The sequence below is a fragment of the Billgrantia tianxiuensis genome (assembly GCF_009834345.1).
Lineage (GTDB): Bacteria > Pseudomonadota > Gammaproteobacteria > Pseudomonadales > Halomonadaceae > Halomonas > Halomonas tianxiuensis.
In genome coordinates, this window is sequence record NZ_CP035042.1 from 499,323 (window position 1) to 521,578 (window position 22,256).

The 22,256-nt window shown below is 64.7% G+C and carries 24 protein-coding genes and 1 pseudogene; 9 read left to right on the forward strand and 16 right to left on the reverse strand.

The genetic code is table 11. The features are described from left to right. Nucleotides 1-128 precede the first annotated feature (128 nt). The gene (locus EKK97_RS02250) at nt 129-1,298 is read left to right on the forward strand and encodes a zinc-dependent alcohol dehydrogenase (RefSeq protein WP_159548567.1); all 1,170 of its coding nucleotides are present in this window, start codon (nt 129-131) and stop codon (nt 1,296-1,298) included. A gap of 35 nt (nt 1,299-1,333) precedes the next feature. Continuing rightward, nucleotides 1,334-1,933 (forward strand): hypothetical protein, encoded by a 600-nt coding sequence (locus EKK97_RS02255; RefSeq protein ID WP_159548570.1) that lies wholly within the window; start codon nt 1,334-1,336, stop codon nt 1,931-1,933. Between the two features lie 102 nt (nt 1,934-2,035). On the opposite strand, the gene EKK97_RS02260 is transcribed toward EKK97_RS02255, so the two are convergent. After that, nucleotides 2,036-2,215 carry a hypothetical protein gene (locus EKK97_RS02260; protein ID WP_159548573.1) on the reverse strand — a complete coding sequence of 60 codons (180 nt, stop codon included), beginning with the start codon at nt 2,213-2,215 and terminating at the stop codon, nt 2,036-2,038. A gap of 228 nt (nt 2,216-2,443) precedes the next feature. Between EKK97_RS02260 and EKK97_RS02265 the strand changes: the two genes are divergently transcribed. Continuing rightward, the gene (locus EKK97_RS02265; protein ID WP_159548576.1) at nt 2,444-3,781 is read left to right on the forward strand and encodes a deoxyguanosinetriphosphate triphosphohydrolase; all 1,338 of its coding nucleotides are present in this window, start codon (nt 2,444-2,446) and stop codon (nt 3,779-3,781) included. Here EKK97_RS02265 and EKK97_RS02270 read toward each other — a convergent pair. Together EKK97_RS02270 and EKK97_RS02275 are read right to left on the reverse strand one after the other, a co-directional pair. Continuing rightward, nucleotides 3,730-4,587, reverse strand: coding sequence for an ATP-grasp domain-containing protein (locus EKK97_RS02270; RefSeq protein ID WP_236551358.1), 858 nt, complete (start codon nt 4,585-4,587; stop codon nt 3,730-3,732). The genes EKK97_RS02265 and EKK97_RS02270 overlap by 52 nt on opposite strands. Before the next feature lie 142 nt (nt 4,588-4,729). After that, the gene (locus tag EKK97_RS02275) at nt 4,730-5,644 is read right to left on the reverse strand and encodes a nuclease-related domain-containing protein (protein ID WP_159548579.1); all 915 of its coding nucleotides are present in this window, start codon (nt 5,642-5,644) and stop codon (nt 4,730-4,732) included. A 111-nt stretch (nt 5,645-5,755) separates the two neighbouring features. On the opposite strand from EKK97_RS02275, the gene EKK97_RS02280 reads away from it, so the two are divergent. Next, entirely contained in the window at nt 5,756-6,625 is an 870-nt protein-coding gene (locus EKK97_RS02280; RefSeq protein WP_159548582.1) for an NAD-dependent protein deacetylase, read from the forward strand. On the opposite strand, the gene EKK97_RS02285 is transcribed toward EKK97_RS02280, so the two are convergent. The 3 genes from EKK97_RS02285 to EKK97_RS02295 all read right to left on the reverse strand — a co-directional run bounded on the left by EKK97_RS02285 (nt 6,597) and on the right by EKK97_RS02295 (nt 8,203). Then, nucleotides 6,597-6,995 (reverse strand): YbaY family lipoprotein, encoded by a 399-nt coding sequence (locus tag EKK97_RS02285; protein ID WP_159548585.1) that lies wholly within the window; start codon nt 6,993-6,995, stop codon nt 6,597-6,599. The genes EKK97_RS02280 and EKK97_RS02285 overlap by 29 nt on opposite strands. Nucleotides 6,996-7,019: 24 nt before the next feature. Then, nucleotides 7,020-7,397 (reverse strand): translation initiation factor Sui1, encoded by a 378-nt coding sequence (locus tag EKK97_RS02290; protein WP_159548588.1) that lies wholly within the window; start codon nt 7,395-7,397, stop codon nt 7,020-7,022. Nucleotides 7,398-7,504: 107 nt separating this feature from the next. Beyond that, nucleotides 7,505-8,203 carry an HAD family hydrolase gene (locus EKK97_RS02295; protein WP_159548591.1) on the reverse strand — a complete coding sequence of 233 codons (699 nt, stop codon included), beginning with the start codon at nt 8,201-8,203 and terminating at the stop codon, nt 7,505-7,507. Between the two features lie 473 nt (nt 8,204-8,676). On the opposite strand from EKK97_RS02295, the gene EKK97_RS02300 reads away from it, so the two are divergent. Together EKK97_RS02300 and EKK97_RS02305 are read left to right on the forward strand one after the other, a co-directional pair. Further along, nucleotides 8,677-9,132: a hypothetical protein gene (locus EKK97_RS02300; RefSeq protein WP_159548594.1), complete on the forward strand. Its 456-nt coding sequence runs from the start codon at nt 8,677-8,679 to the stop codon at nt 9,130-9,132. A gap of 374 nt (nt 9,133-9,506) precedes the next feature. After that, nucleotides 9,507-9,830 carry a hypothetical protein gene (locus tag EKK97_RS02305; protein WP_159548597.1) on the forward strand — a complete coding sequence of 108 codons (324 nt, stop codon included), beginning with the start codon at nt 9,507-9,509 and terminating at the stop codon, nt 9,828-9,830. A 75-nt stretch (nt 9,831-9,905) separates the two neighbouring features. Here EKK97_RS02305 and EKK97_RS02310 read toward each other — a convergent pair whose 3' ends face one another. From EKK97_RS02310 to EKK97_RS02355, 10 genes are all read right to left on the reverse strand, one after another. Beyond that, the gene (locus tag EKK97_RS02310) at nt 9,906-11,294 is read right to left on the reverse strand and encodes an SLC13 family permease (protein WP_159548600.1); all 1,389 of its coding nucleotides are present in this window, start codon (nt 11,292-11,294) and stop codon (nt 9,906-9,908) included. 106 nt (nt 11,295-11,400) lie between these two features. Next, complete coding sequence (locus tag EKK97_RS02315) at nt 11,401-11,970, reverse strand: COG4315 family predicted lipoprotein (protein WP_159548603.1); 570 nt, start codon at nt 11,968-11,970, stop codon at nt 11,401-11,403. A gap of 61 nt (nt 11,971-12,031) precedes the next feature. Further along, a complete protein-coding gene (locus EKK97_RS02320; RefSeq protein ID WP_234287188.1) occupies nt 12,032-12,385 on the reverse strand; it encodes a hypothetical protein in 354 nt (117 codons plus the stop codon). Between the two features lie 78 nt (nt 12,386-12,463). Further along, nucleotides 12,464-13,162 (reverse strand): HAD family hydrolase, encoded by a 699-nt coding sequence (locus tag EKK97_RS02325; RefSeq protein WP_159548606.1) that lies wholly within the window; start codon nt 13,160-13,162, stop codon nt 12,464-12,466. Between the two features lie 39 nt (nt 13,163-13,201). Next, the gene (locus EKK97_RS02330; RefSeq protein WP_159548609.1) at nt 13,202-14,194 is read right to left on the reverse strand and encodes a 2-hydroxyacid dehydrogenase; all 993 of its coding nucleotides are present in this window, start codon (nt 14,192-14,194) and stop codon (nt 13,202-13,204) included. Nucleotides 14,195-14,238: 44 nt separating this feature from the next. Continuing rightward, entirely contained in the window at nt 14,239-15,222 is a 984-nt protein-coding gene (locus EKK97_RS02335; protein WP_159548612.1) for a sugar kinase, read from the reverse strand. 22 nt (nt 15,223-15,244) lie between these two features. Beyond that, the gene (locus EKK97_RS02340; protein ID WP_159548615.1) at nt 15,245-16,294 is read right to left on the reverse strand and encodes a LacI family DNA-binding transcriptional regulator; all 1,050 of its coding nucleotides are present in this window, start codon (nt 16,292-16,294) and stop codon (nt 15,245-15,247) included. Between the two features lie 167 nt (nt 16,295-16,461). Next, entirely contained in the window at nt 16,462-17,526 is a 1,065-nt protein-coding gene (fba, locus tag EKK97_RS02345) for a class II fructose-bisphosphate aldolase (RefSeq protein ID WP_159548618.1), read from the reverse strand. A gap of 77 nt (nt 17,527-17,603) precedes the next feature. Then, on the reverse strand, nt 17,604-18,770 hold the full coding sequence (locus EKK97_RS02350) for a phosphoglycerate kinase (protein WP_159548621.1): 1,167 nt from the start codon (nt 18,768-18,770) through the stop codon (nt 17,604-17,606). 39 nt (nt 18,771-18,809) lie between these two features. After that, entirely contained in the window at nt 18,810-19,850 is a 1,041-nt protein-coding gene (locus tag EKK97_RS02355; protein ID WP_159548624.1) for a type I glyceraldehyde-3-phosphate dehydrogenase, read from the reverse strand. A 244-nt stretch (nt 19,851-20,094) separates the two neighbouring features. Here EKK97_RS02355 and EKK97_RS02360 point away from each other — a divergent pair, with 244 nt between their 5' ends. From EKK97_RS02360 to EKK97_RS02370, 3 genes and pseudogenes are all read left to right on the forward strand, one after another. Further along, entirely contained in the window at nt 20,095-20,556 is a 462-nt protein-coding gene (locus tag EKK97_RS02360; RefSeq protein WP_159548627.1) for an Hsp20/alpha crystallin family protein, read from the forward strand. 50 nt (nt 20,557-20,606) lie between these two features. Continuing rightward, nucleotides 20,607-20,996, forward strand: coding sequence for an Hsp20/alpha crystallin family protein (locus EKK97_RS02365; protein ID WP_159548630.1), 390 nt, complete (start codon nt 20,607-20,609; stop codon nt 20,994-20,996). A gap of 180 nt (nt 20,997-21,176) precedes the next feature. Further along, a pseudogene (locus tag EKK97_RS02370) lies at nt 21,177-22,228 on the forward strand (class I fructose-bisphosphate aldolase). The last annotated feature ends 28 nt before the right edge of the window (nt 22,229-22,256 follow it).

The window sequence follows — 22,256 nt, forward strand, 5'->3', positions numbered from 1 at the left end:
GGACAGGCAAGCCGAGCTTGGCAAAGAGCCGTAACCGAGGAACCAAACTCCCTTACCTGCTGCTTGCCGGGCCTGCACTATGGTGAGGTCAGGACATTCGCTTACGCGGACAGACAGGGAGAGAGTCAATGAAAGCGCTGTGTTGGCACGGCAAGAACGACATTCGCTACGAAACGGTTCCCGACCCTCGCATCGAGGATCCCCGTGACGCCATCATCAACGTGAGCAGCTGCGCCATCTGCGGCTCCGACCTTCATCTCTTTCACCACTTCATTCCGGCCATGGAGTCGGGCGACGTGGTGGGGCACGAGTTCATGGGCGAGGTGATGGAAGTCGGCGCCGAGACCCGCGACCTCAAGGTTGGCGACCGCGTCGTGGTGCCCTTCACCATCACCTGCGGCGATTGCGAGCAGTGTCGGCGCGGCAATTTTTCCCTCTGCGAGCGCTCCAACCGTAACAAGGCGCTGGCCGACAAGGTTTTCGGACATGCCGGCGCCGGCTTGTTCGGCTACTCGCATCTCACCGGCGGCTATGCCGGCGGTCAGGCGGAATACGTGCGCGTACCCTTCGCCGACAACACCCACGTCAAGGTACCCGACAGCCTAACCGACGAGCAGGTACTGTTCCTCGGCGACATCTTCCCCACCGGCTGGCAGGCCGCGGTGCAATGCGACATCGAGCCCACCGACACCGTGGCCGTATGGGGCGCCGGCCCGGTCGGCCAGTTCTGCGTGCGTAGCGCCGTACTACTGGGGGCAGAGCAGGTCGTGGTGATCGACAACGTGCCGGAGCGCTTGGCCATGGCCGAGGCCGGCGGGGCAATCACGATCAACTTCGATGAAGAGAGCGTGCTCGCCCGCCTGCAGGAGTTGACCCACGGCAAGGGGCCGGAGAAGTGCATCGATGCGGTGGGGCTGGAGTCCCACGTGCCGCGCTCCCTCGACTCGATCTACGACCGCTTCAAGCAGGCGATGATGCTGGAGAACGACCGCGCCCACGTGCTGCGTGAGATGATCTACGTCTGTCGCCCGGGGGGCATTCTGTCGATTCCCGGCGTCTATGGCGGTCTGATCGACAAGGTGCCCATGGGGCCGTTGATGAACAAGGGCCTGACCGTGCGCACCGGGCAGACCCACGTCAAGCGCTGGACCGACGAGCTGCTTAGCCTGATCGACGAGGGGCAGATCGACCCCTCCTTCGTGGTCACCCATAGTGCCGGGCTCGAGCAGGGGCCGGACATGTACAACACCTTCCGCGACAAGCAGGACGGCTGCGTGAAGGTGGTGCTCAAGCCCTGATCGGCGGGTAGCAGGCAAATGACAAGGAGGTGAGCATGAACATCGATCGTCGCCATTCACTAAAGCCCAGTGACCGGCTGGCACGGGGGCTCGGCTGGCTCGGCATCGGGTTGGGGCTGTATCAACTGCTGGCGCCGCGCAGCGTGACCCGTGCGCTCGGGGTCGAAGGGGCCGAAGCCTTGGTGCGTACCTGCGGAGCGCGTGGTGTCGCGACCGGTTTTGGCGCGCTCACGGTCAATCCCAAACCCGCACTATGGGCGCGTAGTGCCGGCGATATCCTGGATCTGGCGGCCCTGCTGGCCTTGCTCGCCGATCGCGATCATCCCAGGCGGGGCAGCGTCAAGCTGGCCTTGGTCGGAGTGGGGGCATGTACCGCAGTGAGCCTATATTGCGCCCAGGATCAAACCCGGCGTCACGCTTATCAGGCTGGGCGTACACCCGACTACAGCACACGCAGCGGCTTCCCCCAGGGCGTGGAGCGTGCCCGTGGAGCCGCGGCGCGCAGTGGTGGGCTGCCTTCACGTCCCGCTGCCCTGCCGTCACCGGCGCGTTCGCCGGGGCCGCGGCTGCAGTCAACGGCATCCTATCGCCGCGATACCAGCGGCTACGCCAAGGGCAGCGATTACGACTACTGAGCCGCGAGGCGTATCGAAACCAAACATATCGAACGACAAGCAGAAGGCCGAACCGTGCAGGTTCGGCCTTCTGCCGTGAAGGGCGCCAGCGCGGCGGAACATTCAGCCACCGCCTATTCCTTCGATGACGTAGCCGGAGCCGCCGCACTCGGGACAGGTGCCGTCGCTGATTCGGCCCTCGCCCTTGCACTTCGGGCATACGTTCTCGCCGGTGCCGGGCGTACCGGGAGGTGCTTCGTCGCCCGGCTGCTCGGGCCGGGTCGCATCGGGTTTGCGTGCCATATCTGCCTCCTTGCCGATCGTGTGGCCTCGATCGTGTGGCCTCGATTGCGTGGCCTCTCTGTGGGAAGTGACTCTTTGCGGAGAGAGCCCTTTGCAGAGAAAGCCCTTTGCGGAGTACGCCCTGACAAGTTAGGCAAGTCCCGTGGCAGGCCACAAGCGAGACGGCGACGACGATGATGGTCATGTCACCCATGGCAGTGCCAGAATGAAGGCTTCAGGAGGAAGCCCATGACGCAGATGCATTGGCAGCAATTGCTCGACCCTTCGCGGCTGCATGGAAAGCCCACCAGCGGGCGTGATGAAATCGGCCGCAGCCCGTTCCACAAGGATCACGACCGTATCGTCTTCTCCGGCTCGTTCCGGCGGCTGGGTCGCAAGACCCAGGTCCACCCCTTGACCGACAACGACCATATCCACACGCGCCTGACCCACTCGCTGGAGGTGGGCTGCGTGGGGCGCAGCCTGGGCATGATCGTGGGCGAACTGCTGCGCGAGCGGTTGCCGCAATGGATCACACCCGCTGACCTCGGCGTGATCGTGCAGGCTGCCTGCCTGGGGCACGACATTGGCAACCCGCCCTTCGGCCACGCCGGCGAGTACGCCATTCGCGACTGGTTCAAGCGCGCCGAAGCGGAAGGCAGCGGCCTGCTCGAAGGCTTGACCGAGCATGAGCGGGCCGACCTGCTGACCTACGAGGGTAATGCCCAGGGGTTTCGCATCGTCACCCAGATCGAATACAACCAGTTTCGCGGCGGCATGCGCCTGACTGCGGCGACCCTGGGCACCCTGCTGAAGTATCCCTGGACGGTGGAGCATGGCGGCAGCGCCGGCAAGTTCGGCTGCTACCAGTCGGAAAAGTCGCTGCTCGAGGATGTGACTCGCTGCCTGGGCCTGCTGCCGCGCGGGGAGGGGCGTTGGTGCCGGCACCCGTTGGCGTGGCTGGTGGAGGCCGCCGATGACATCTGCTACGCGTTGTTGGATCTCGAGGATGGCCTGGAAATGGGCATTCTGCGCTTCGACGAGGTCGCCGACGTGCTGTTGCAGATCGCCGGCGATGCGCCGCCGGACTATCCGCGCATGGCCCGCGACGGCGTCTCCCAGCGGCGGCGTATCGCCGCGCTACGCGGTGCCGCCATGGAGCGAGCCGTCAACGACGTGGGCGCCGTGTTTGTCGAGCACGAGACGGCGCTGCTCAATGGCACGCTCACCAGCGACCTGCTCGAGCTCTGCCATCCGGATCTGGGCTGGGGCGTGGCGGCAGCCAAGCAGTTGGCCCGTGAGCGTATCTTCCAGAACGAACGCAAGGCCAAGCTCGAGATCGGTGCCTATACCACCCTGGGCATCCTGCTCGAGGCCTTCATCGGCGCCGCCCATGAGCTGCACTTCACCGGCCATTCGACGTTCAAGCATCAGCGCGTGCTGGCGCTGATCGGCGAGAACACGCCGCGCCCCTCCTGGTCGCTCTACGCCAGCTATCGGCGCATGCTCGACTTCATCGGTGGCATGACCGATCACTATGCCGTCGATCTGGCCCAGGAGATGGGCGGGCGGCTGCGCGGCGACTGATCAGCCCGCCATGGCGAACGGCGGCTGGTCGTCGGGGCCGAGGTTGCCGTCGCGTTCCAGGCAGCGCAGGATGGCGGCGCCGATGCGTTTGCCGCTGTCGGCGATGCCCTGGTTGCCGAACAACCGGTTGAATTCGAATACCAGGGGGTGGCCGTCCACCATGGCGATGTCGAAGCCGGCATGGTTGATGTGGAAGGCCTCGGCCAGCTGTCGGGCCAGGGTGACGGCCGCGGGGGAATGTCGCGATGATCGATGCTGCCGCCCTGGCTGACGTTGGAGCGGTAGCCGCCCGGCGGGGTGATGCGCCAGTAGGCCGCGAGCAGCTCGCCGCCGACCAGCACGATGCGTAGATCGCGATCGATGGGCAGCTGCAGCTGCGCATAGAGCACCGGTTCGGTGGCCAGGTAGGCCTCGAGGGCCGGGCGCGAGTCGATCAGGTTCACGCCCTCGCCCATGCTGCTCTTGATGCGCTTGGCGATGAACGGATAGCCGAAGCGCTCCTCGACCCGCTCGATGGCTCGGGGCGAGGCGCCGAGGATCTCGGTGGGAGGTACGTGCTCGGGAAACAGCGCCTGGAAGGCCCGGGTTTGTTCCACCTTGTCATGGCCGAGCTGATAGCTCGCCAGGCTGGGAAAGATACGCGCCTTGAGACCGTGGATCAGCGTGTTGAGCTGCCAGTATTCGGGGAACAGCAGCCAGTCGGCGCCACGGATCTCGTCGAGATGATCGTACATGCGCTCGGGCTTGATATAACGCACGCCAGGAATACCCAGGGTGCGAAAGGCATCGAAGGTAATCAGTTTCATGGAGTGGGGAAGCGTGTCGCACAAGCAGGGTGGAAAGCGCGGATTATTGGGCCGCTCGGGCGGTGGCGCAAGAGCCCCGAAAAAATTTTTCGCGATCTGCTGAAAGCCCCGCCAGCCGTGGCTTTGGCGTCAGTGAGACAGGTCAGATCGAGGGCTCGTAGAGCGCCGGGTTGCGGTCCAGTTCCGCAGCGCGCTCGACCAGGGCCTCAATGACCTTGTCGTGCAAGGCGTCGTCGAGTGTGCCCAGATGACGTGCTTGCAACTTGTCGGCAAGCGACTCGCCGCTGACGACCATCAGCCCATCAGGCGTTCCGGCACAGGTGATGTCCCAGCCCGGCAGTGCGAGCACGCCCATCACCGGCACCGGCTGGCCGCAGTGTCGCTCGAGCCAGGCGGCGAGCCAGTGCGAGGCGCGCAGCGTCTTGATCAGCGGGCGGTGCTCGCTCCAGCCGGGGAAGCGCAGGCGTTCGGGCTCGACGGTCACCACGTTGATTTCGCGCCCGTCCGCGGTGAACGGCCGCGTCCGGGCGCGTGTCTCAACCACGAACACGCCGTGCGGGGTAATGGCCACATGATCGATGATGTCGCTATCGGTGGGAACGTCGTGTAACACGTAATAGGGGTGGGCCTCGGGGCTGACCAGACGCTCCAGCTCCTGGCCCACGGCCAGCTCGCAGGCCAGCCCCAGCTTGATGCGCCGAATATGCTGGAAGTCGCGAATCAGCAGGAAACAATAGACCAGTACCAGGACCGTGCTCAACGCGCCATAGAGTGCCCACTCGATCCAGTTCTGGCGGCTGGCGAAGAGCATGCGGCCCATGCCGTAGACCAGCGGGGCCAGGGTGACGATGGGCCCCAGTGCGCCGTTGAGAAACAGCGTGGCAAAGGCACGGTCGAGTCGGTTGCGCAGGGCCTGGCCCGGTTCGCGCAGGGGGCGGGCATTGAATGGCGAGCGTACCCGGGCATCATGCAGGTTACGCAAGGCAATGACGATGACGGCCATGGCCCCAAGCGGGAACAGGAAAATGAGGGGCAGCAGATATTCCAGCCAGGCCATGGGCATCGTCCTTGCCGGTGAGAGTCACATAAGCATTACATTCTAGACAACCTGAGGCGCAAAGGGCCACGTCCCGTGCCAGAGAATGCACCGCAGCATGATGGATAGACGATGAACGATACACGACAGCCCGCCGTGACAGAAGCGGTTGAGCGTCTGCGGGATTTCATTGAGCGCCATCCGCGCCTCGCCGTGCTCACCGGTGCCGGGGTCAGCACCGACAGCGGCATACCCGACTACCGCGATGCCGCGGGGGCCTGGAAGTGTGCCCCGCCCATGCAGCACCAGCAGTTCATGACCAGCCATGCCGCCAGACAGCGCTACTGGGCGCGGGCGCTGGTGGGGTTTCGTGCCCTGCATCGCGCGCGTCCGGGCGATGCCCATCGGGCATTGGCCCGGCTGGAGGACGCGGGGATCGTCCATGGCATCATTACCCAGAACGTCGATGGCCTGCACCAGAAAGCCGGCTCGCGGCGGGTGATCGACTTGCATGGCCGGGCCGAGCAGGTGCGCTGCATGAGCTGCGGTGCCCTGCGCATGCGTCACGATCTGCATGCGGAGCTGGCCGAATGCAACCCCGACTGGTCGAGCATGGAGGCTGACATGCGGCCGGATGGAGATGCCGCCATCGAGGCCGATTTCTCCGCTTTCAAAGTGCCCGGCTGTCGGCGCTGCGACCAGGGTATCTGGAAGCCCGACGTGGTGTTCTTCGGCGACAGCGTACCGCGACAGCGGGTGGTCCGCTCCCAGGCCATGGTCGACGAAGCCGATGCCCTGTTGGTGGTGGGCTCTTCGCTGATGGTCTATTCCGGCTACCGTTTCGCGCGCCAGGCCGCCGGCGCCGGTAAGCCCATCGCCTGTCTCAACCTGGGGCGCACCCGCGCCGATGCGCTCTACGCGCTCAAGCTCGAGGTGCCGGTGGGAGCCGTACTGGCGGCCGTGACCGCTGGGTTCACGGGCGCGGGGCGAGCGGCAAGCTGACGGGACTCGCGCCGCTACCCGGTACGGCGACGGGCTCCGCCGTGACATGGGTCAAGCTGCCGCCCTGGCGCAGCTCGGCCGCCAGCTGCGGCGAGCGGGCCGCCTCGAGAGTGCGACGGTCGAAGCGCAGCACGACCGGCCAGGGGCCACTGCCGCGCGGTGTGATATGGGTTGCTGCCAGAGTGCCTTCGGCATCCCGCAACTGCACCTGCAATTCGGCGTCTGCGGTAGGCTCCAGCCCCGCGGGGGGCTCGACCTGAGCGGTGAGTTCGGTGAAGTCGGGAGCGCTGGCACACCCGGCTAGCGCCAGGAGAGCCAGCATACCGATCGTGAAGCGCATCCTGTCTATAGCGGACAGACGAAAAGCCATGTCTCCTCCCTGATCCTTCGCGAGTCAACCACCCGCGAGCTTGACGGTGTAACCCTGGCGCTCGAGTTCGGCCTTGAGCGGTTCGCGGTGATCCCCCTGGATTTCGATCACGCCATCGTCACTGACCGAGCCTCCCGTGCCGCAGCGCTTCTTGAGCGACTTGGCCAGCGTCTTGAGTTCTGCCTTGGACAAGGGGAGGCCGCTGACCGTTGTCACTCCCTTGCCCTTGCGCCCACTGGTTTCACGGCGTATGCGCACGATGCCGTCGAGCGCTGCGATACGCTCCTGTTCGGCCAGTTCGGCGCAGCGGCAGTCGTCTTGTGGCTGGCGGCAACCCGGGCAGATATCGCCGTGTTCGGTGGAGTAGACCAGGCCGCGCAGTTGGTCTTGCAGTGAGGCCATCGTAAAGCTCCTGGCGTCGCAGAGGCAGGCGAGGGTAAGCCGAATGATAACGCATCGGGCCATCGGGCCGATATGGAGGGACTAGGCCAGTTTTCGGACAAGCGGGTTCAGCGAGCGTGGACGACCTGCCGATTGTCCATGGCCCTGGCGTGCGCCAGGTTCTCTATCACCGTGGGCAACTGGTACATGCTGCTGATCATGATTGCCCCTTCGGGGGTTCCTTCGGCGTCGGGGTAGCGGTTCAGGTGCACCACCGTCATGCCGGCATCCAGAGCGGCCTTGACGCCTACCAGGGCATCGTCGATGGCAATGCAGTCTTCGGCGTCGAAGCCCATCATGCTGGCGGCATGCAGGTAGAGGCGCGGGTCGGGCTTCCAGTAGTTGGCGGTGTAGCCGCTATAGAGGTGTGTGCCGAAGAAATCGGCGAAGCCGATGGCCTTGAGAGAGGTGCGAATCTTGTTCTCGGGACCGTTGGATACCACGCCGCATGGGTAGTCGACCAGCGCCAGGAGCGCCTCGCGCGCGCCCGTTATCGCCGAGAGCTCGGTTTCGAGTCGGCGATTCAGATTGCTGCGCATCTCGGTTTCGGTTTCGGCCAGATGCAGTGGATCGACGCTGCCGTAGCGCTCCTCGAGCGTTGCCACGATGTTGCGGAAGCGACTGCCGCGGAATTCACCGACATAATCGCTGGCCTGGAAGGGTAGCCCCAGCCGGGTCAGGCTGACTGCCATTTCGGCGGCCAGCAGGGGCTCGCTGTCGACCAGCGTGCCATCACAATCGAAGAGCAGGCATAGGGGGCGGATCATACCTAGATTCCTTCGCAGTCCAGGACTGTCGAGTAGTACCTACCTCTTGTATCGGCATGCGGGCCGTGAAGTTTAGGCCCGCATGGTTTTGCGAACGCTGTTTCCTAAGTATTGCGCGTAAGCGCGAGGTGTTCAAGTCGCAGGTAACATTGCGTCGCCTACTGCAACGTGAGCGCAAATCTGCCTGGCTCAGGCCGACGATTCTGCCTAGAACCGTCCCATGTGCCAGATGTCACCACGCCCAGGCATTGTTATTGGCTCTTCTTCAGTAGATGCAGTGCTATAGCAAATTATTGATTTCATAGGAATTTTAAATAAAATTTGGCCGTATTGGCCCGGCACCTGCACTCTTCAGGAGGAGTAGGACATGCCGGTGAGCATATAGCGCCAACCTCTCCGCTAGTTCACCGCATGACGAGCGAAGCCTCGGCTTCACAAGGAAACTCACGTTCAACTCCTCTGGAGGTGCGAACATGATGTCCAAGGAATTTCTCAAGAAACTCGGCGTTGTCGGTATTACTTTCGGCCTGACCGCTAGCCCGCTGGCACTTGCCGATTTCCATGATGAAGAGGATGAGCAGGGTGCCGTGCCTCAAGAGACTGTCCCGGGTGAGGACGCTGGTGCAGGCGCAGGCGCTGGTGCTGGAGCCGACACCGGTATCGATGCTGGCGCCGAAACGGGCGATAGCGGCTTAGGCACTGATGCCGATACGGATATGGGTACCGGTGCAGGCGCGGAAGCAGATGGCGCCTTGGGTAATGACCCCGAGACTGACATGGGTACCGGTGCAGGTGCTGATGCTGACGTGGGCGCCGGTGCTGGCGCTGAAGCTGAAGGCGACACCGGCTTCGACGCCGACGATGAGTGGGAAGAAGAGAACGAAGAGGAAGAGTGGGAAGAGGATCAGGATGACGACCAGGATTGGTAAATTCTGACGCCCAAGGATGGGCAGTCGTTGTCAGGGAAGATGGCGATGTCATCTGAGGTTGATATGATCAACCGCCTCGGACCCGCCCCCGGCCTTGCCGGGGCGGTTCTCGTTGATAGGCAAGTGCTGCTTAGGCTCAGGCAAGCGGCACGGTCATATTGTGCTCATGTGACATTTTTCACCACTTCCCGGGCGCTTCCTAAGGGTACCTTTTTAATCCTGACGTAATCCCAAAGGCATGTTTTATATATAGTTTTTTGAGGAATTGTGCTGGGTTGGCCTGCATTTCGCTCTACCAATCATGTCGGAATCCTGACCTGCGATTTCGGTAAATACATCCAGCAAGAAGTTCACACTTCATTGGAGGTACGAACATGATGTCCAAGGAATTCCTCAAGAAGCTCGGTGTCGTCGGCATCACTTTTGGCCTGACTGCCAGCCCGCTGGCCCTGGCCGATTTCCATGACGAGGAAGAGGATCAGGAAACCTACCCGGAAGAGACCGCTCCGGAAACCAACGGCAACGCTCAGGGCGGTACTGACTTCGATACCATCGAGTATGAGAACGAAGAGGAAGAGTGGGAAACCGACGAGTGGGAAGAGGAGAACGAAGAGGAAGAGTGGGAAACCGACGAGTGGGAAGAAGAGAATGAAGAGGAAGAGTGGGAAGAGGAAGGTGACGCCGAGCAGGATTGGTAATGGCCAAGGCCTGCTAGCCTCCCCACTCGATCGCCCCCGGCTAGCCGGGGGCGATTTTTTCTGTCTATTGTCCTCTCACAGCCAGCCGAGCCATTCCCACCAGAGGTAGTTCAGCGGCCATAGCAGCAGCACGCTGAGCAGGGCCGTGACCAGACAGAGCCTGGCCGTCTCGCGCAGCGAGATCCGCGCGGCCAGAATCCCGACGATCAACGGTGGCGCCTGGTAAGGCAGCAGCACCGTGGAGAACCCGACCACCTGGGTCATGTAGACCGCTTCCGGGGTCCAGCCGGTGATGTTGGCAAGCCCGGGTGCCATGGGTGTGAGAATGGCAGGGATGCCGGGCAGTGTGACCAACGTGCCAAGCAGCATGGCGAGCCCGGAAAGCATGCCGAAGGCCGCGGCGTCTGCAGCCTCGTGCAGTGGCAGCACGCTGAGCAGGCTACCTGCCACGCGCTCGCCCAGACCGCTATGAAAGGCCAGGGCGCCGAGGCTGACGATACCGGCCACATAGAGAAACGAGTCGAAGCTGATGGACTGCAATGGGTTCTGGCCCATCAGGCGACTGCCCGGAAACAGGCACACCAGCGCCACCAGCATGCCTATCCAGGCCGGCGATATGCCGTGCCAGGCGTCGCTCATCCATAGCAGGACCGCCACCGACAGCAGGCCAGCCAGGCCGAGCTCGGGCCGGGAGAGCCGGGAAGGTGCGTCCAGAGTGGTGGTCGTCTGGCGCGGTGGATGTGCCGGGTAGAGCCACAGCATGACGGCGATAAGCAGCAGAGTCTTGAGCAACCCCAGCACGGGAAAGTGCAGCAGCAGGTAATCGCTGTAGTTGGGCGGCGTGCCCAGCACTGCTTCGGCGGCCCCCATCAGCACGTTGTTGGGCACGTTGGCCGGCAGAATGGCATAGGTGGGCAGGAAGGTGCCCATCATGCCGCCGAGAATCAGCCCGGTACGCCCCCGCTCGCCGGGCTCGTAGCCCAAATGGTCGGCCAGGGTGGTGAGGATCGGCACCATCAGCAGGATGCGCCCCATGCCGGAGGGCATGAAGAAGGCCATTGCCAGGCCCAGCAGGATCACCCCGATCAGCGCACGACGGTAGGAACCTTCCAGCCACGGGCCGACACCCTGGGCCAGGCTGGTGCCGAGCCCGGTGTACTGTATCGCCGCCCCGATGATTAGACCCGAGAAGACCAGCCAGGTCGCCGCCGAGCCGAAGCCGGCGAAGACGATATCGGCCGGTGCCACACCTGCCACCGTGCACAGCGTGAAGAACACCAGCGCCGTGAGCCATTGCGGCAGCCAGCCGGTAGCCCACAGGCCGATGCACAGGCCGATGACGGCCCCCGCCCGAACCAGCAGTGGTGCGCCTGGCGTCAGCAGCAGAAACAGCGTGACCGCGATGGTGGCGGCAAGAGAGATCCACTGACGAGGCGTGGGCAGCGACTTGGCGGCGGCAGGCATGCGGACTCCGGGCGTGAGCGGAATCGCAGAGTTTAGCAGGCGAAGTAATGGTGGTCAGCCGCCTGGACGTCCGCCATGGCTCCGTCATGGCCCTTGCCCGGGTGGCTCAGGACTCTGCTGGCTCGGCCTGTTCCGCCGGGGCGTCTTCGATAATTTCTCCTTCGGGTGAGATCAGGTACCAGGGGCCGCCCATGTGATCGAGACCCTGGCCCAGGGCGTCGCCAGGATAGACGTCGCGGGCAAAGAAGTAGAGCGGCCAGCCGTCGTAGGTGACCTGCAGGGTGCCGTCTTCTCGCTCGATCATGCCCAGGCGATCGCCATCGACCTGCTCGCCGGCGGCCGGTTTTTCCTCGGTGGTATAAGGCGGCCAGGCGATGGCGCAGCTTTCGTCGCAGGTGCTGTGCTCGCTACCCTGCTCGTCCTGCATGAATACGTAGAGACTCTTGCCATCCTGGTTGGTCAGGTAGCGGCCGAAGGCCTCCTCCCGGGTCTCGACGCGAGCCTGGTCGGTGGGCTCGTTGGTGGGCTCCAGCTGTTGCTCCGACTCCTCGGGACTCATGCCTTCCACTTGGGAGGCGTCGTCGCTCTCGGTCTCGGCGGTTTCCGGCGCGGCGAGTGCCGGTGCGACGGTGAAGGCCGCTACCAGCAGGCTGCACGCGAGCGCGCTTGGCTTCATTTCGACCTCTCCTTGGCAAGGTGCCTTTTCACTGTAGGTAGCGCCTCGGCAAGGGTGCAAGTCAGCGGCGGCGGGACAACCGCCGGGAGTTGGCGCTGCTACGGCGATGGTAGGGCGTCATGGTGCGCCGGCTGGTGATCCACCAGGGCGTGGCTTGGCCGAAGGCCATCTGGAGCATGGCCTTCTGCATCTCGAAGCCGGTTTCCATGCCTGCCTCGAGCTTTTCGGTGACCATGCGCTGATTTTCCCTGAGCATTCGGGCGCTGGTAGGCGATTGGGTGTGCCACAGGCCATGCCGCATGGTGATGGTGGCCAACGAGGTCGTCCAGAGTTCGAATGCCATGATGCCCAGCTTCCATATGTCCATCATGGCGACTGGCGTATGCGGCACGAGGCCAGAGAAATGCGTTTTCATCGTGACTCCTTGTCATTGATGGCGGGAACCTGATTCGATCAGTACGTCATGCGACGTTTGGGTCACTTTATGTTTAGGTCACTTAATGCTGCGCTGCAACGTGAAAGGCGCAGCCTGGGTCTGCCGTGACAGGCGCTCGATGGCGGCTGGCAGCTCGCTGGCGTGGTGAATGGCCGTGGCTCCGGCAGGCGTCGCCTCCTGATCGGGGAAGCGGTTGAGGTGGATCACCTGCATGCCGGCCGCCATGCCGGCGGCCACACCCACGGCGGCGTCGTCGATTACCACGCAGCGCTCCGGTGGGTGGCCCATGGCGTCGGCCGCCTTGAGGTAAAGCGCAGGGTCCGGCTTCCAGACGCCCAGGCTGTAGGCACTGAACAGGTGACTGAAGTGATGGCTGAAACCCACGCACTCCATGGCGCAGCGGATCTTGCGTTCCGGGCCGTTGGAGACCACCGCGCGAGGGTGACTGTGCAGTGCCGCCAAGGCGTCGGCCATGCCGGCGATCGGCATCAGTTGCTCGCGCATGCGTGCTTCCATCAGCGCACGCATCTCGTCCTCCATGGCCTGGCGCTGTGCTTCGCCCAGCGCACGATGGCGATGCTCCAGCTCGAGCACGATGGTCAGGAAGCGAACGCCACGGAACTCCTCCATGTACTGCGCGGCCGTGAAGGGCAGGCCATGGCGGGGCAGAACCTCGGCCATGACCTCGGCGAGCAGGATTTCGCTGTCGACCAGGGTACCATCGGAGTCGAAGAGCAGGCAGAGCGGTGCGGGCATGGAGGTTCCTCGCGGTGAGAGTGTTAGGCGGCGTTGTGCCTAATGTGCAGTGGTGCGCTGAAGGAAGGCCGCTTCGTTGACCAGACTGATCGGCCGCTTGCCTTCGAGAGCGAGCGTAATGTTGTCCACCGCACGCTGGGTCATGGCCTCACGGGTCTCGTGGGTCGCCGAGCCGATATGGGGCAGGGCCACTACGTTGGTCATGTGCGGCAGCGGCGATTCCGGCGACAGCGGTTCCTGCTCGAACACGTCGAGCCCGGCAGCACGGATCTCGCCGTTCTCCAGCGCGCCGATCAGTGCCGCCTCGTCGACTACCTTGCCGCGGGCGATGTTGACGAAGATAGCCGAGGGCTTCATCAGGCCGAACTCGCGTCTGCCGATCAGGTGGGTCGTCTCTGCCGAGAGCGGCACGCTCACGCAGACGAAGTCGCTCTGTGCCAGCAGCTCTTCCAACTCGCAGCGAGTGGCTCCCAGCTCCCGCTCCAGTTCGGGCTTGGGCGAGGCATTCGAATAGAGCACCTGCATGCCGAAGCCTAGCGCGCCGCGGCGGGCAATAGCGGCACCGATGCGGCCGAAGCCGATCATGCCCAGTGTCTTGCCGTGTACATCGCTGCCGAAGTGGGCCTCGCCGATGCTCTCGCGCCAATCGCCGCGCTTGACGAATTCGGCCAGCTCGATAGCGCGCCTGGCCGTGGCCATGATCAGCAGAAAGCCGGTGTCGGCAGTGGTCTCGGTAAGCACGTCGGGGGTGTTGCACAGCAGAATGCCTCGCTGGGTCAGTTCCTCGACAGGGTAGTTGTCGTAGCCCACCGAGATGCTGGCGATGGCTTCCAACTGTGGGGCTGCATCGAGCAGCTCGGGCGTAATGAGCAGGCTCGAACCGACGATGCCATGGGCCTCGCTCAGCGCTTTGCGAAAGTCAGGATCGTCGGTGTCCTTCAGGGCTTCGAAATAGTCGACATGAAAACGTTGGCTGAGCTGATCGAGATGCTTCGGCTTGAGGCGGCTGTAGGCGACGATGCGTTTTGTCATTGTCTCGCTCCGTTATTGGGTCGGGCCGTCGTTGGGTCTGGCCGTCACGCCAAGTCTGGCAGATGACGCTCGAGTTCGGTCAGGTGCGTGCGGCTCGGCAGGCCCTCCATGTCGCCCTGCACCTGCACGGCCTGGGCGCCGATCAGGTTGCCGCGACGGGCGGCGGCCTGTGGCGAGAGGCCATCGAGCAGGGCGCTGATCACGCCCACGGCGAAGCCGTCTCCGGCGCCCACGGTATCCACCACGCGCTCGACCGGGAAGCCGGCTACCGTGGCTTCCGTCTCGTGGCCTTCCAGGATGCCGCGGTAGTAGGCCCCCTCGGGGCCGAGCTTGAGGAACACGGCCTTGGCACCACGCTCGAGATAGAAGGCGGCGATGTCACGGGGCGTGTCGAGCCCGGTCAGCAGGCGACCCTCGGCCAGGCCCGGCAGCACCCAGTTGGCTTTTGCCGCCAGCGCGTTCAGCGTTTCGCGCATTGCGGTCTCGCTGGGCCATAGACTGGGGCGCAGGTTGGGGTCGAAGGACATGCTCACGCCCTGCGCCCGGGCGCGCTCGAGCATGTTCAGGGTCAGCTCGCGGCAGCTGTCGGAGAGTGCCGGGGGGATGCCGGTGGCGTGCAGGTGGCGGGCGGCGGCGAAGTCTACCTGAGTGGCATCTTCAGGCGACAGATGGCTGGCCGCACTGCCACGGCGGAAGTACTCCACCCGAGGATCGGCGCCGCCCTCGGCGCGCTCCTTGAACACCAGGCCCGTGGCGTGGTCGGGATCCGTGGTCAGATAGCGGCAGTCGAGCCCCTCGGCCTCGAGCGTCGTGCGGATATAGCGGCCGAAGCCATCGTTGCCGACGCGGCTGAGCCAGCCGACCCGGAAGCCGAGCCGGGCCAGGCCGATGGCGACGTTTGTGTCGGCTCCGGCGATGCCGCGGCGAAAGCACTCCACTTCCTCCATCGCGCCGGGATGTTCGGCCACGAATAGCGCCATGGCTTCGCCGAAGGCGAGGATTTCCGGTGGCAGTGTCGCGTCCTTCATGGCGTCTTCCTGTCGTTGTCGGTCAGATGTTGGCATTGTCGATGTCGCAAGCCGCGAAGCGGGTCGAGCCGCGCTCGATCAGTGTCGGCGGGAACAGGACGTGGCGTGGCGGCGATGTCGGCCCGCTGCCATCGAGCCGCGCCAGCAGTTGCTGAACGGCTACACGGCCAATGGCCTCGGTGGGCTGGGCCAGGGTGGTGATGCCGGGCGGCACGAGGCTGCACCAGTCGAGTTCGTCGATCCCCAGCAGGCCGACCTCGCCCAGGCGTATCCCCAGTGCCTGCAGGGCGCGGGTCGCGGCCAGGGTCACGTTGCCGTTGGCGCACAGCACTGCGGCGGGCCGGCCGGCTCGGGCAAGGAACGCTGAGATGATCGCACTCACTGCGGTGCCGTCGAGTGTCGGGTCATGACGTTCGCCGTGGAGGACCGGCTCTTCGGACAGGCGCTGCTCGAAACGCTGCCAGCGCTGCTGGCGAGGGCTGGCCAGCCCGACCGGCTCGCTGAGAAAGAGCAGGTGACGATAGCCCTGCTCGCTCAGGTGATCGACCGCCATGTCGATGGCGAGTGCGTTGTCGAGCCCGACCCCGTCCGCCCCGAATGATTCCAGCCAGCGGTCGAGCAGGACCAGCGGCAGGCCCTGCTCGGCCATGGCCTGAAGCTCACGGGTGGGGCGGCCTGCGGCGTTGATCACCAGCCCCTCGACCCGGTAGGAGGCGAGCAACGACAGGTGAGTGCGCTCCTGCACTGGGTCGTTGTCGGTATTGGCCACCAGCAGCGAATAGCCATGCTCGCGGCAGGCCTGCTCGACGCCATGCATCACCGCAATCGAATAGGGGTTGCGGATATCGGCCACCAGCATGCCGAGCAGCCGCGAGCGGCCGCCCTTGAGACCTCGGGCGATCTGGTTGGGGCGATAGCCGAGCCGGCGTGCGGCCTCGCCGATGCGCTGGCGCAGTGCTGGAGAGAGCCGCTCACGCTCGCCGCCGAAGTAGCGCGACACACTGGTCTTGGAGGCGCCGGCCTCGCGTGCCACTTCGAGAATGGTGGCGTGCCGGCTAGGTCGAGCAGGCATGGTGTTTCTCTTGATGGGAACGTTCCCATCCTAGGCGCGAAGCCATGCATCGTGCAAGTGCCGCCATTTTAGATGGGGAGGAGGCTAGTGGCTGAGACGGGCCGTAATGCAACGGGGCGACCAAGTGGCCGCCCCGTTGATCCATCCAAGGAACCTGCTTCCAAGGCTTACTTCACCTTGGGGTCCAGCTCGCCGCGGGCGTAGCGCTCGTACATTGCTTCGAGGCTGATCGGCTTGATGCGGCTAGCGTTGCCGGCGGTGCCGAAGGCCTCGTAGCGGGCGATACAGACGTCGCGCATCGCGGTCACGGTTTCCTTGAGGTACTTGCGCGGGTCGAACTCGCTGGGGTTCTTGGCCAGGAAGCGGCGCACCGCACCGGTGGAGGCCAGGCGCAGGTCGGTATCGATGTTGACCTTGCGCACGCCGTGCTTGATGCCCTCGACGATCTCCTCGACCGGCACGCCGTAGGTTTCGGGAATTTCGCCGCCGAACTCGTTGATGACGGCGAGCCACTCCTGGGGCACCGAGGAGGAGCCGTGCATTACCAGGTGGGTGTCGGGGATGCGCGCGTGGATCTCCTTGATACGCTGAATCGACAGCGTGTCGCCGGTGGGCGGCTTGGTGAACTTGTAGGCGCCGTGGCTGGTGCCGATGGCGATGGCCAGGGCGTCGACCTGGGTCGCCTTGACGAATTCGGCGGCCTCTTCCGGATCGGTCAGCAGTTGGTCGTGGGAGAGCACGCCTTCGGCGCCGATACCGTCCTCTTCACCGGCCATGCCGGTCTCCAGGCTGCCCAGGCAGCCCAGTTCGCCCTCCACCGAGACGCCGCAGGCATGGGCCATCTCGACGGTGCGGCGGGTGACGTCGACGTTGTAGTCGTAGTCCATCGGGGTCTTGCCGTCCTCGCCCAGCGAGCCGTCCATCATTACTGAGGAGAAGCCGAGCTGGATCGAGCGCTGGCACACTGCCGGCGAGGTGCCGTGATCCTGGTGCATGACCACCGGAATGTGGGGAAACTCCTCCACCGCGGCCAGGATGAGATGGCGAAGGAAGGGCGCGCCAGCGTACTTGCGCGCACCGGCAGAGGCCTGGACGATGACCGGTGAATCGGTTGCGTCGGCCGCTTCCATGATGGCGCGCATCTGCTCGAGGTTGTTGACGTTGAATGCCGGAATGCCGTAGCCGCGCTCGGCGGCGTGGTCCAGCATCTGGCGCATGCTGATCAGTGCCATGAACTCACCTGTTCTCTTTCGATCTGTCTGGGGGCAGTAGGGCGCCGCCCGGCCTGGCCGGGCGGCAGCGGGTCGGGTCAGCGTGCGGCGGCGTCCTCCAGGGCCTTCACGGCCGGCAGCACCTTGCCCTCGACGTACTCGAGGAAGGCGCCGCCGCCGGTGGAGATGTAGGAGACCTGCTCCGCAATGTCGTACTTGTCGATGGCGGCCAGGGTGTCGCCGCCGCCGGCGATGGAGAAGCCGTTGCTCTCGGCGATGGCGCGCGACAGCGCCTCGGTGCCGTGGCCGAACTGGTCGATCTCGAACACGCCCACCGGACCGTTCCACAGGATGGTGCCGGCGTCCTTGAGCAGGCCGGCGAGCCGCCCGGCGGTGTCGGGGCCGATGTCGAGGATCATTTCGTCATCATTCACCTGGTCGACCGGCTTGACCACGGCCTCGGCCGACTCGGAGAACTCGGTGGCCACCACTACGTCGGTGGGCAGCGGGATCGCCACCTTGGCCATCAGCGCCTTGGCCTGCTCGACTAGGTCGGCCTCATACAGCGACTTGCCGACGTTGTGGCCCGCTGCGGCGATGAAGGTGTTGGCGATGCCGCCACCGACGATGAGCTGGTCGCACTTGTCGGAGAGAGCGTTGAGCACCTCGAGCTTGGTCGAGACCTTGGAGCCGCCGACGATGGCGACCATCGGCCGCTTGGGCGTGGCCAGGGCCTTCTCCAGGGCGTCGAGTTCGGCGGCCAGCAGCGGACCGGCGCAGGCCTGGGGAGCGAAGCGCGCCACGCCGTGGGTCGAGGCCTGGGCGCGGTGGGCGGTGCCGAAGGCGTCCATCACGTAGATGTCGCACAACGCGGCGTACTGCTGGGCGAGGGTTTCGTCGTCCTTCTTCTCGCCCTGGTTGAAGCGCACGTTCTCGAGCAGCACCACCTCGCCGTCGGCCAGGTCCTGGGCGGTGTCGAGGTACTGCTCGACCAGCCGCACCGGGCGACCGAGCAGTTCGCCGAGGCGCTCGGCCACCGGGGCCAGCGAGAACTCCGTGGCCGGTTCGCCTTCGGTCGGGCGCCCCAGGTGGCTCATCAGCATCACCTTGGCGCCGGCCTCCATGGCGGCCTGGATGGTCGGCAGGCTGGCCCGCAGGCGGGCGTCGCTGCTCACCTTGCCGTGCTTGACGGGTACGTTCAGGTCCTCGCGGATCAGCACACGCTTGCCGCGCAGGTCGAGGTCGGTCATCTTGAGCACGTTCATCAGGCGTCTTCCTTTCTAGGGGGAAAGCGTTGCCGGGCGTCAGCGGGAGACCGCGGGCAGGGCCGCCAGGCGCTGGGCGACATCGAGCATGCGGTTGGCGAAGCCCCACTCGTTGTCGAACCAGCACAGCAGCTTGATCAGGCGTTCTCCCGCCACCCGGGTCTGAGTGGCGTCAACGATACCCGAGCGGGGGTCGTGGTTGAAGTCGACCGAGGCCATGGGTTCCTCGGTGTAGCCGAGCAGGCCCGCCAGCGGGCCCTCACAGGCCTCGCGCAGCAGTGCGTTGACCTCGGCGACCGAGGTGTCGCGGCGTACGCAGATCGCCATGTCCATGGCCGAGACGTTGATCGTCGGCACCCGCACGTGCAGGCACTCGAAGCGCCCGGCCAGGTGCGGCATCAGGCGGTTGATGCCGCGCGCCAGGCTGGTGTCGACGGGCACGATGGAGTGCATCGCCGAGCGCGTCAGGCGCAGGTCGGTCTGGTGGTAGGCATCGATCACCGGCTGGTCGTTCATTGCCGAGTGGATGGTGGTGGTCACACCGTGTTCGATGCCCAGCGCCTCGTCGAGCACGGTGAGCACCGGCACTAGACAGTTGGTGGTGCACGATGCCGCCGAGACGATACGGTGTCCGCTGCGCAGCTCGTCGTCGTTGATGCCGCAGACGATGGTGGCGTCGACGTCGCTTTCGGCGGGCTGGGAGAACAGCAGGCGGCCGGCGCCGGCATCCAGGTGACGTTCGGCGGTGGCGCGGTCCTTGAAGCTGCCCGAGCACTCCAGCACCAGATCGATGCCGAGCTCACCCCAGGGCAAGTGGCTAGGTTCCGTCTCGGTCAGTATCTCGATGGGTTGGCCATCGACGATCAGACGGCCTTCGGCGGTGGCCACGTGGCCCGGGAAACGACCATGGGTAGTGTCGTAGCGGGTCAGGTAGGCGATGGTGTCGAGGTCGGAGAGCTCATTGATTGCCACCACTTCCAGTGCCGGTTCGCCGGCGCGATTCGACTGGCGCTCCAGCAGTGCGCGCAACACGCACTGGCCGATACGACCGTAACCGTTGATGGCGATTCGCTGGGCCATGGTGGGCGGGCTCTCCTGCCGGCGGAAAGCGGCGATTCTAGCGCATTTTCGCTGCATTTGCCCACGTGGGGCGTGAGCAAGGCCGTATTGCAAAAGAGCGTGATGGCCAGCGTTTTTGAGTCTTGAAAAATACCGCAGCATCCCTATAGAAGGATTACGGCACCGGCAGGTTCATGCTCTCGGTGTCGCGGTTCGGGTTGACCCGCAATATTCAAAAGCCTGATTAGCGTAGGAGGTGTTCGAAATGTTCGGAGATCTCAAGCGTTTCGATACCGGCGTCTCGCCGGGGGCGGACTGGTTCCGCCAGTGGCTCGACGAGCTCTTTTCAGAGGAGGGTGCAGCGGACATCCGCTCGGTGCCGCGCGGCAGCTTCCCGTTGATCAACGTCGGGCGCACCGATGACGCCGTTCGTGTCTACGTCCTCGCGGCCGGCCTGTCCAACGAGGATCTGGAGATCAGTGTGCAGGACAACGTGCTGACCCTGCGGGGACGGCGTGACGCCCTGCCGCGCGACGACGACAGCGATCACAAGCGGCCCAGCTTCCGTCGCGAGCGCTTCGACGGCGAGTTCGTGCGCTCCATCGGCCTGCCCGATGGCATCGACGTCGAACGCGCCGAGGCGCGTTGCCGCAACGGCGTATTCGAGATCCATCTGCCCAAGCGTGAGGAACTCAAGCCGCGTCGCATCGAGATCCAGGCGGCATGAGTCGCATCGACATATGATTGAGACAAGTCAGTGCATGGGAGGTGATGAGCATGAACGAAGTCACTCGTCATGAGACGCAGGCCGGCGTGCCGGGACGCGAGCGGCGTGGCTTGGCGATGCGGCCGCCCGTGGATATCTACGAGGAGGACAATGCCCTGTTCGTGGTTGCCGATATGCCCGGTGTCGCGCGCGATGGCCTGAACGTGGAGGTCGATGGCAACCTGCTGAGCATCGAGGGTGAGATTCGCATCGACATGCCCGAAGGCATCACCGCGACCTACGCGGAGGTTCAGGCCCAGCGCTATGCGCGGCGCTTCACGCTCAGCCACGAGATCGACACCGCCGCTATCGAGGCGCGTCTGGAGAACGGCGTGCTCCAGCTGCGGTTGCCGAAGAAGGAGAAGCATAGAAGCCGGCGGATCGAGATCAAAGCGGCATAGCACGAATGACTGCACGAGTGAATCGCTGCGTTGCGCTTCATCTCGCTCGTCGCTTCGTGTACTCATCTCGAAGCGCCCTTTCCCTGTGAAAGGGCGCTTCCGTTTGCAAGCAAGGGCAACGCTCGGTACGGTTTTCACTACGCTGGGAATAGCGATTCACGACACCATGGAGAGGAAGATATGACTGACATACCCCAATTGCTGGGTGACGACGCCGAATACCTGCTCGATCACCGTTGCCGTGGCTTTCCCGCGAACAGTTGCACCTGCCGGGGCCGGATTTCGTCGACCGGGTGGTGGCCGACAGCGACCGCAGCCCGGCGGTGATGCGCAGCCTGCAGGCGCTGTTCGACCATGGCCGCCTGGCCGGCACCGGCTACCTCAGCCTGCTGCCGGTGGACCAGGGCATCGAGCACTCCGCTGGCGCCTCCTTTGCCCCCAACCCGCGCTACTTCGACCCGGCCAACATCGTCGAGCTGGCCATCGAGGGCGGTTGCAACGGGGTGGCCTCCACCCTGGGCGTGCTCTCCTCGGTGGCGCGCCGCTATGCCCACCGCATTCCGATGATGCTCAAGCTCAACCACAACGAGACGCTGAGCTACCCGGCGCTATACGACCAGACCCTGTTCGCCGAGGTGGAACAGGCCCACGATATGGGCTGCGTGGCGGTGGGTGCGACCATCTACTTCGGTTCGCCCGAGAGCCGCCGCCAGATCATGGAGATCAGCGAGGCCTTCGAACGCGCCCATCAGCTGGGCATGGCCACGGTGCTGTGGGCCTACCTGCGCAATCCCGCCTTCAAGCACGAGGGCAAGGATTACCACGTGGCGGCCGATCTCACCGGCCAGGCCAACCATCTCGCCTCGACCATCAAGGCCGACATCGTCAAGCAGAAGCTGCCCGAGACCAACGGCGGCTATCAGGACATCGGCTTCGGTCACACCCACGCCAAGGTCTACAGCGAGCTGACCTCGGAGCATCCCATCGATCTGGCCCGCTATCAGGTGGCCTGCTGCTACATGGGCCGCGCCGGGCTGATCAACTCCGGTGGCGGCTCCAAGGGCCACTCGGACATGGGCGAGGCGGTGCGCACCGCGGTGATCAACAAGCGTGCCGGCGGCATGGGCCTGATCTCGGGGCGCAAGGCGTTCCAGAAGCCCATGACCGAGGGCGTCGAGCTGCTCCATGCCATCCAGGACGTGTACCTGGATAAGAGCGTGACGGTGGCCTGAACACCATCAGGCAAGCCAGCCAATAAGG